The 8,521-nt window shown below is 33.2% G+C and carries 9 protein-coding genes; all 9 read left to right on the top strand.

What is annotated here, in order from left to right; translation table 11 throughout:
• Window positions 1-85 precede the first annotated feature (85 nt).
• From RR430_RS08385 to RR430_RS08345, 9 genes are read left to right on the top strand one after another with little or no spacing between them, the layout of a single operon-like run.
• Entirely contained in the window at window positions 86-397 is a 312-nt protein-coding gene (locus RR430_RS08385) for a hypothetical protein (protein ID WP_332486953.1), read from the top strand.
• A 20-nt stretch (window positions 398-417) separates the two neighbouring features.
• Window positions 418-1,455 (top strand): V0D/AC39 family V-type ATPase subunit, encoded by a 1,038-nt coding sequence (locus tag RR430_RS08380; protein WP_332486952.1) that lies wholly within the window; start codon window positions 418-420, stop codon window positions 1,453-1,455.
• A 12-nt stretch (window positions 1,456-1,467) separates the two neighbouring features.
• The gene (locus RR430_RS08375; RefSeq protein ID WP_332486951.1) at window positions 1,468-3,291 is read left to right on the top strand and encodes a V-type ATP synthase subunit I; all 1,824 of its coding nucleotides are present in this window, start codon (window positions 1,468-1,470) and stop codon (window positions 3,289-3,291) included.
• 21 nt (window positions 3,292-3,312) lie between these two features.
• Window positions 3,313-3,759 (top strand): ATP synthase subunit C, encoded by a 447-nt coding sequence (locus RR430_RS08370; protein ID WP_332486950.1) that lies wholly within the window; start codon window positions 3,313-3,315, stop codon window positions 3,757-3,759.
• A gap of 10 nt (window positions 3,760-3,769) precedes the next feature.
• Window positions 3,770-4,078 (top strand): V-type ATP synthase subunit F, encoded by a 309-nt coding sequence (locus RR430_RS08365; RefSeq protein ID WP_332486949.1) that lies wholly within the window; start codon window positions 3,770-3,772, stop codon window positions 4,076-4,078.
• 11 nt (window positions 4,079-4,089) lie between these two features.
• Window positions 4,090-4,674: a V-type ATP synthase subunit E gene (locus RR430_RS08360; protein ID WP_332486947.1), complete on the top strand. Its 585-nt coding sequence runs from the start codon at window positions 4,090-4,092 to the stop codon at window positions 4,672-4,674.
• 21 nt (window positions 4,675-4,695) lie between these two features.
• Complete coding sequence (locus tag RR430_RS08355) at window positions 4,696-6,444, top strand: V-type ATP synthase subunit A (protein WP_332486946.1); 1,749 nt, start codon at window positions 4,696-4,698, stop codon at window positions 6,442-6,444.
• Window positions 6,445-6,459: 15 nt separating this feature from the next.
• The gene (locus RR430_RS08350) at window positions 6,460-7,878 is read left to right on the top strand and encodes a V-type ATP synthase subunit B (protein WP_332486945.1); all 1,419 of its coding nucleotides are present in this window, start codon (window positions 6,460-6,462) and stop codon (window positions 7,876-7,878) included.
• The gene (locus RR430_RS08345; RefSeq protein ID WP_332486944.1) at window positions 7,878-8,513 is read left to right on the top strand and encodes a V-type ATP synthase subunit D; all 636 of its coding nucleotides are present in this window, start codon (window positions 7,878-7,880) and stop codon (window positions 8,511-8,513) included. The genes RR430_RS08350 and RR430_RS08345 overlap by 1 nt, the downstream gene beginning before the upstream one ends.
• Window positions 8,514-8,521 lie beyond the last annotated feature (8 nt).

The following is an 8,521-nucleotide window of genomic DNA, read 5'->3' as shown; positions in this document are numbered from 1 at the left end:
GAAAGAGCAATAATTATTGAAAATTGCTAAAAAAAGGACTATACTTACGTGGAACGGTTTTTGTTTGAAAGGAGACCTACTAACTATGGAATTGAAAGATGTTGAGAACTTAATTCATACTGATGAAAAAGCACGCAAAAGTGTAGATGATGCACATCAACATAAATATGATATTAAACAAAAGATTGCGAATGATAAGAAACACATCAGTGATGAAGCTTGGCAACAAGTTAAAGAAGAAGTAGATCAAATAAAAAAAGAATTAGATGATGGAATTCATAAAGCTAGTGAAGATAATGAATTAGAATATAAAGAAATTTCATCAAGAATTCAACAAGTCTATCAAACAAAAAAAGAAGAATGGATGGAAACAATTATTAAGCATTGTTTAGATTAAAAGCTTTAAGGAGGGAAACCATGTCAAATAAGGCAGCAGGGGCACTTACCGCAAAAGCAAAAGCAATGTTTGGAAAAAGGATACGTCCAGAAGATTATCAAACAATGCTGCAAAAAAAGACTATAGCGGAAGTAGCTTCTTATTTAAAGAATGATACTTATTTCAATGAGGTTTTAGCAGGTATAAATGAAAAAGCAATTCATCGTGGTCAACTTGAAGCTTTGATACGTCAAGATTTATTTCAAAGATTTTCAAGTTTGATGAGATATGCGAATTCACCAAAGAATGGTTTTTACCGCTATGGCGTTATTGAAAATGAGATTCATCAAATTTTAAATTGCATACGTTCATTTGAATCAAAAGATTATATGCAATTTATTCAAAAACTACCTACTTACTTAGAACAAAAAACATCGTTTAAATTAAGTGAGTTAGCAAATGTTAGAAATTATGATGAATTATTAGAAGTTTTAAAAAATACTGATTATGCTCCTATCATTAAACAGTTCAAACCTATTCATATGGATGAGTTTGATTTTACTGGGTGTGAAAGTGCATTGCGCAACTATTATTTTGATACTGTACTAAAAATAATAGAAAAAGATTTTAGTGGGAAAGAGCATGATGATTTGCGTAATATATTTTTAACACAAATTGAGTTAGAGAATATTACAAAGATTTATCGACTTAAAAAATATTTTGAAGCATCACCAGCAAGAATCAAAGAACTTATTTCACCAGTTCATTTGCGATTTAGCAAGAAAGATTTAGATTATATTATAGAGAATTGTAATGCCGATGAGTTATTTGATTATTTAGCTAAATCTGCTTATAAAAACTACACTGATAATCAACGATTTATTTATATTGAGTATCACACTAAAAAGATTAATTACAATATAAATAGACGACACCTAGCATTTAGTAGCAATCCAGATATTGTATTACTATCGTATATGTTGCTATCTGAAACAGAAATTCAAAATATTGTAGATATCATTGAAGGTATCCGATATAAAATTGCGCCTGAAAAAATCGAGCGCTTATTAATTTATTAGAGGGGGGTTAATATGTCGATTACAAAAATGAAACTAGTAAGTGTTTCTGCTAGCGAAAGTAATTATGAAGAAATGCTCAAAAGATGCGAAACTTCTACTTATCTTCATGCAGAGAATGCTACTTCTATTGTAAATGAAGAAAATGGTGGACGACTTCTTTCTATAGAAAATATATATTCTGATTATGTTAATACATTAAAGAATATAGGACATAGTATTGGCTTTGAAATGAAATCAAAACCAACTATTGAGAAGACATATACAAATGAAGAAATAGAAGAATTCTTAAAGAATGTTGAAGAACAATTTAAAGTTGTAAGTGACTCAGTTGAATCAAACACACTTACAAGTGATGATGAAATTGCACTTGAAGCATTGCGTGTTCTAGATTTTGCGGCAATGCATGATTGTCATTATATTTCATTTGGAATGGGTAGACTTCCACATGATAGTGTTAAAAAATTAAATTTAATTCAAGATGCTAAATTTATTACAGCAAAATTACATTCAACATCACAATATCAATGGATTGTGTATGTAACATCAAAATCACATGTACGAGAAACTAAAAAGATGTTTGATGGATTGTATTTAGAAGAAATTAAAATTCCAACTATTGATAGTAAAAAGATTATTGCTCAATATGAAGCAGAGTTAATAGATGTATATACTTATTGTGAAGAACGATATAAGTTATATGCGCTACATCAATATGTTGCGATAATGAATGATCAATATGTTGTGACAGGATTTGTTCCTGCAAAAGATTTAGGTAAGTTTGAAGATGAGTTTAAAGGATTAGATGTAAGCGTAGATGCTAAAGATCCAAGTGAAGCGCCAAATCTTACACCGCCAACATTACTTAAAAACAATTGGTTCTTTAGACCATTTGAAATGTTTGTAACAATGTACAGCTTACCAGCATATGCAGATATGGATCCAACAGTATTTGTTGGGATCACGTACTGTTTCTTGTTTGGAATAATGTTTGGAGACTTGGGACAAGGATTCTTGTTGCTAATCGGAGGATTATTCTTAGAAAAGAAACTTCATAACAAGTTGGCAGGAATTGTTGGACGTGTTGGTATTACATCAATGTTATTTGGATTCTTATTTGGTTCGGTATTTGGAAATGAAGAAATTCTTATTCCAGTACATCAAGGATTATTCAATGTTAGAGAAAAACTAATTAATGTTATGGATGGTGATTTTACAATGACACTGCTTATTAGCGCAGTTGTAATTGGAGCAGTATTAATCCTAACAACAATGGTTATGAATATGTGTATGCATATTAAACATAAAAAATGGGGAGAATTGCTCTTCAGTCAAAATGGCGTTGCAGGATTTGTATTCTATGGATTTATCTTAGTAGCAATTGCTGGTAAATTCGTATTTGGATTTGATTTATTAAAACCAATGTGGTTAATTCCATTTGTTGGAATTCCTGTTGTCTTATTCTTCTTGAAAGAACCACTTACTCACCTAATGGAAGGTAAGAGTATTAAGCCACATGGTGGCTGGGGTAACTTCTGCCTTGAGACTTTCTTTGAAGTATTTGAAATCTTATTGAGTTTTGTTACTAACTCAATGTCTTACCTTCGTGTTGGCGGATTCGTATTAAGCCATGCTGGGATGATGATGGTAGTTATGACACTTGTTGAAATGACAGGTAATGCTGGTATTGTTGTCTTCATTATTGGTAACTTATTCGTTATGGCACTTGAAGGATTAATCGTAGGAATTCAAACACTACGTCTTGAATATTATGAAATGTTTAGCCGTTACTTTGAAGGTGGCGGAAAGAAGTTTACTTTGATTTCATCAAACAACTAAAAATTAGGAGGAAGAATTATTATGTTATCTTTTGTTGAAATGTTTTTACCACTAATCGCAGTGGTACTTGTTATTTGTCCTTTATTCTATATGGGTAAAAAAGGAACTAGCGTTAAAAGTGCTAAGCACAAATTAATTGCTCAAATTTCAATCTTTGCTGGAGTATTTGCACTTGCAATGGTATTCCAACTAAATGGTTTAGTAGCTTTAGCTGCTGAAGAAGCAAATCCTGTAGTATCAATCGTTGGTACTAACGCTCAAGGTATGGGCTTCTTAGCTGCTGCATTATCTACATCTTGTTCAGCAATCGGTGCTGGTATTGCCGTTGCTGCTGCTGCTCCAGCTGCTATTGGAGCTATCTCAGAAAATTCTGATAACTTTGGTAAAGCTATTATCTTCGTTGCATTAGGTGAAGGGGTTGCCATCTATGGTCTATTAATCTCTATCTTAATCATGAACAAACTATAGGAGAAAAAAAGTGAAAGTATTTTGTATTAGTGACAATGTCGATACACAACTAGGGTTACGACTTGCAGGAATTGAGGGTGTAGTTGTTCATGAACGTCAAGAGGTTCTTGATGCTTTGGATAAGTGCATTGCTAATCCTGAAATTGTAATTGTTTTAATGACGACTAAAATTGTAAATACTTGTCCAGACATTATATCTAATATGAAACTGAATTATCAAAAACCACTTCTTGTAGAAATACCAGATCGACATGGTTCTGCAAAAGTAGGGGAAACTATAGACAAGTATATTAGTGAAGCAATTGGGATTAAATTGTGAGGTGAGAAAGTATGATAAAAGAAAAAGAATCACTTGAATGTATTGAAAATGATATTAATGAACAAGTACATTTGGTTATTGATCAAATTAACTATGAAATAAAAAATATGGAAGAAGATCAAATCAACTTTTTCAAAGAAGGTTTAAAAAAAGAAATAGATACATATAAGGAAAAAGAACTTAATGATCTACGTCTTTTTGCAGCAACTCAAGCCTCACAAAATAAGTTGAAAACAAAACGTGATTTATTACAATTACGTACAAAATTAGTAGATCAATTATTTTCAGATATCAAAGATAAACTAGTTGCTTTTGTAAGTACTAGTGATTATGCAAAATTCATTGAAAGAAAAATCAATGAGTTAGGCGATCTTGATAATAATGGAGTATTTGAAGTGCGTAATGATGATGTAAATTTAGTTTCTGAAATATTAAAAAATAAAAATAGTCAGTGTAAAGTCAAAGAGGCACTTATCCAATTAGGTGGTTTCCGCTATGTTAATGAAGATAAAGGTTTTGAAGTTGATAATACATTGGATTCAAGTCTTCAAAATGAAATGACATGGTTCCAGAATAACTCTGGATTTACCATTTAGAAAGCAGGGGAGGAATAAAGCATGGATAATCGTATTTATTCTATTAATGGACCTGTTGTAACTGTAAGAAACTCAAGTGACTTTAGTATGCTAGAGATGGTAAATGTTGGAAATGCTCGTTTGCTAGGAGAAGTTATTGGTATTACTGAAGATCGTACAACTATCCAAGTTTATGAATCAACAACAGGACTTCGTCCAGGAGAACCAGTATATTCATCAGGTTCATTACTATGTGCGCATTTGGGTCCTGGTATCATTAAAAATATTTTTGATGGGATTGAAAGACCATTAAAAGACATTGCAGCTACACAAGGTGCATTCATCAGTGAAGGTAAGACAATTCCATCATTGGATGAAGCGAAAAAGTGGAATGTAAGCATGAAAGTAAAAGTAGGTGACACTGTTCATGGTGGTACTATTTTTGCTACATGTCCTGAAACAGATTTAATTGAACATCGTAGTATGATTCCAGTAAATGTTTCTGGAATTGTTGAATATGCAGTAGGTGATGGTGAGTACACTGTTACTGAAACATTAGTAAAAGTTAAAAATGATTTAGGCGAAGTGTTTGATGTTAAATTAGCTCAAGACTGGCCTATTCGTAATCCTCGTCCTGTAAAAGTACGTAAACCAATGACAACACCGCTTGTTACTGGTCAACGTGTTATTGATACTTTATTCCCAATCGCAAAAGGCGGTGCAGCTGCTGTTCCTGGAGGATTTGGGGCTGGTAAGACAATGACACAACACCAATTAGCTAAATGGTGTGATGCTGATATTATCGTTTATGTTGGTTGTGGTGAACGTGGAAACGAAATGACTCAAGTTCTTGAGGAATTTAGTGAATTAATTGACCCTAAATCAGGAAAACCTCTATTAGATCGTACAGTTTTAATCGCTAATACGTCTAATATGCCCGTAGCGGCTCGTGAAGCAAGTATATATACTGGAATTACCCTAGCTGAATATTACCGCGATATGGGCTATCATGTCGCTATTATGGCCGATTCTACATCTCGTTGGGCTGAAGCGCTTCGTGAAATATCAGGACGTCTTGAAGAAATGCCAGCAGAAGAAGGATTCCCAGCTTATTTACCTTCTCGTATATCACAGTTCTATGAACGTGCAGGATATATTGAAACATTTAATGGTAGTGAAGGTTCAGTTACAATTATTGGAGCTGTTTCTCCACAAGGGGCTGACTTCTCTGAACCAGTAACTCAAAATACTAAACGTTTCGTTCGTTCATTCTGGGCGCTTGATAAATCTCTTGCATATGCAAGACACTTCCCAGCAATTAACTGGAACTTAAGTTATAGTGAATATTTAGATGATTTAGATCGTTGGTATTCACAAAATGTTGCTCGTGATTTTACAGCTCTTCGTAGTGAAATGGTACAAATATTACATGAAGAAAATCAATTAATGGAAATCGTTAAGTTGATTGGATCTGATGTATTACCAGATGATCAAAAATTAACTATTGAAATTGCTAAAGTAGTGCGTGTTGGATATTTACAACAAAATGCATTCCATCCAGATGATACATTCGTACCATTTGATAAACAATATAAGATGTTAAAAGTAATTTCATATTTATATGAGTCTTGTAAACCTCTTGTGGCAAAGAAATTCCCAATTAGTTCAATACTTAATACTGGAATATTCGATGCAGTTATTAAGATTAAATATGATGTACCAAACAACAATATTGCATTATTAGATACATATTTTGATAAAATCGATAAAGCATTAAGTACAATCGAGTAGAAAGGAGGAATTTTGATGAGTCTTCAATTATTAGGATTAGAAGAAATTAGTGGATCACTTGTAGCCTTGGATCATGTTAAGAATGTTTCAAATGAAGAAATGGTTGAAATAGAATTATCGAATGGCACAGTTCGTTCAGGACGTGTTGTTCAAATCGAAGGTGAAAAGGCAATGGTTCAGGTGTTTGAAGGAACAGCTGGATTATCAAAGAAAAATACAAAAACGCGTTTAATGGGTCATCCGATGGAAATCGCCTTATCAAAAGAAATCCTTGGGCGTGTATTTAATGGAGCAGGTAAGCCTATTGATGGTTTAGGAGAAGTATATGCGGAAAAGTTTGCGGACATTAATGGTAAGCCATTAAACCCCGTAGCACGTCAATATCCTCGTAACTATATTAATACTGGTATTTCTGCAATTGATGGTTTAAATACTTTAATTCGTGGGCAAAAGCTACCTATATTCTCTGGTAGTGGTATGCCTCATGATAAGCTTGCGGTACAAATCGTACGTCAAGCACAAATTGCTGATGATGATGGCAAAGGATTTGGTATTGTCTTCGGTGCAATGGGAGTTAAGAATGACGTAGCTGACTACTTCAAACGTTCATTTGAAGAAACTGGTGTTATGGAAAAAGTTTGTATGTTCGTAAACTTATCAAATGACCCAATTATTGAAAGAACACTAACACCTCGTTGTGCGCTTACTGCAGCAGAATATTTAGCATATGAATGTGATATGCATATTCTAGTTATTCTTACAGATATTACTTCATATTGTGAAGCACTTCGTGAGTTTTCAAGTAGTAAGGGAGAAATTCCAGGTCGTAAAGGATATCCAGGATACTTGTATTCTGACTTAGCATCTTTATATGAAAGAGCGGGTATTATTAGTACATCTAAGGGATCAGTTACTCAAATTCCTATTCTAACAATGCCAAATGATGATATTACTCATCCAGTTCCAGATTTAACTGGATACATAACAGAAGGACAAATCGTTTTAGATCGTAATTTACATCAAAATGGTGTATATCCTCCTATTGGATGTTTAGCATCATTATCTCGTCTGATGAAAGATGGAATCGGTGAAGGATACACTCGTAAAGATCACCAAGACGTAGCAAACCAACTATTTGCATCATATGCTCAAGTATTAGAAGCAAGATCACTTGCATCTGTAATTGGTGAGGATGAATTGTCAGATAGTGATAAACGATTCATGGAATTTGGTCGATTATTTGAAAAAGTATTTGTTGGTCAAGGATTTGGTGTTAAGCGTTCAATCATTGAAACATTAAATATTGGTTGGGCTTTATTATCAACACTTCCAGTAAGTGCACTTGATCGTCTTGATTCTGAATTAATTAAACTAAACTACGATCCTGAACATGCAATGCGTACTATTAGCTTAGCACTTCAAGGAGAAGAATAATGGCAGCCCAAGTATTTGCGACCAAAGGAAATCTTATGGCAGCAAAGAAATCTTTAGTTCTAGCTAAAATGGGATATGACTTAATGGACCGTAAACGTAATGTACTAATACGTGAAATGATGATGTTGGTTGATAAAGTAAAATTACTACGTGATGACATTACAAATAGTTATCAAGAAGCATATTATTTATTACAACAAGCAAACGTTTCTACTGGTATTATTACGTCTATCGCAAGTCAAGTTAAAGTAGATACTGGAGTTCGTGTTACTTATCGTAGTGTTATGGGAGTGGAAGTACCAAATGTCATCTATGAGCCAGAGGAACTTGATATCCAATATGGATTTGAGGAATCATCTTCTAAAGTCGATGAAGCGTACATTCAATTCAATAAAGTTAAAGAACTTACAATGATTCTTGCAGAAGTTGATAATAGTGTATATCGATTAGCTAACGCTATTCGTAAAACACAAAAAAGAGCTAATGCATTAAAGAATATAGTAATTCCTGATTTTGAATCGCAAATCAAATTTATTACAGAAGCTTTAGAAGAAAAAGAACGTGAAGAATTCTCACGTCTTAAAGTAATCAAAGCGAATAAAGAAAGAGCTGCAAATCAAAGAAAAATAAGCTAAGAAGTTGG

It is taken from the genome of Anaerorhabdus sp., assembly GCF_036641015.1.
GTDB lineage: Bacteria > Bacillota_I > Bacilli_A > Erysipelotrichales > Erysipelotrichaceae > Anaerorhabdus.
The sequence above is the reverse complement of the archived record's forward strand: the minus strand, read 5'-3'. Positions and strand labels throughout refer to the sequence as shown.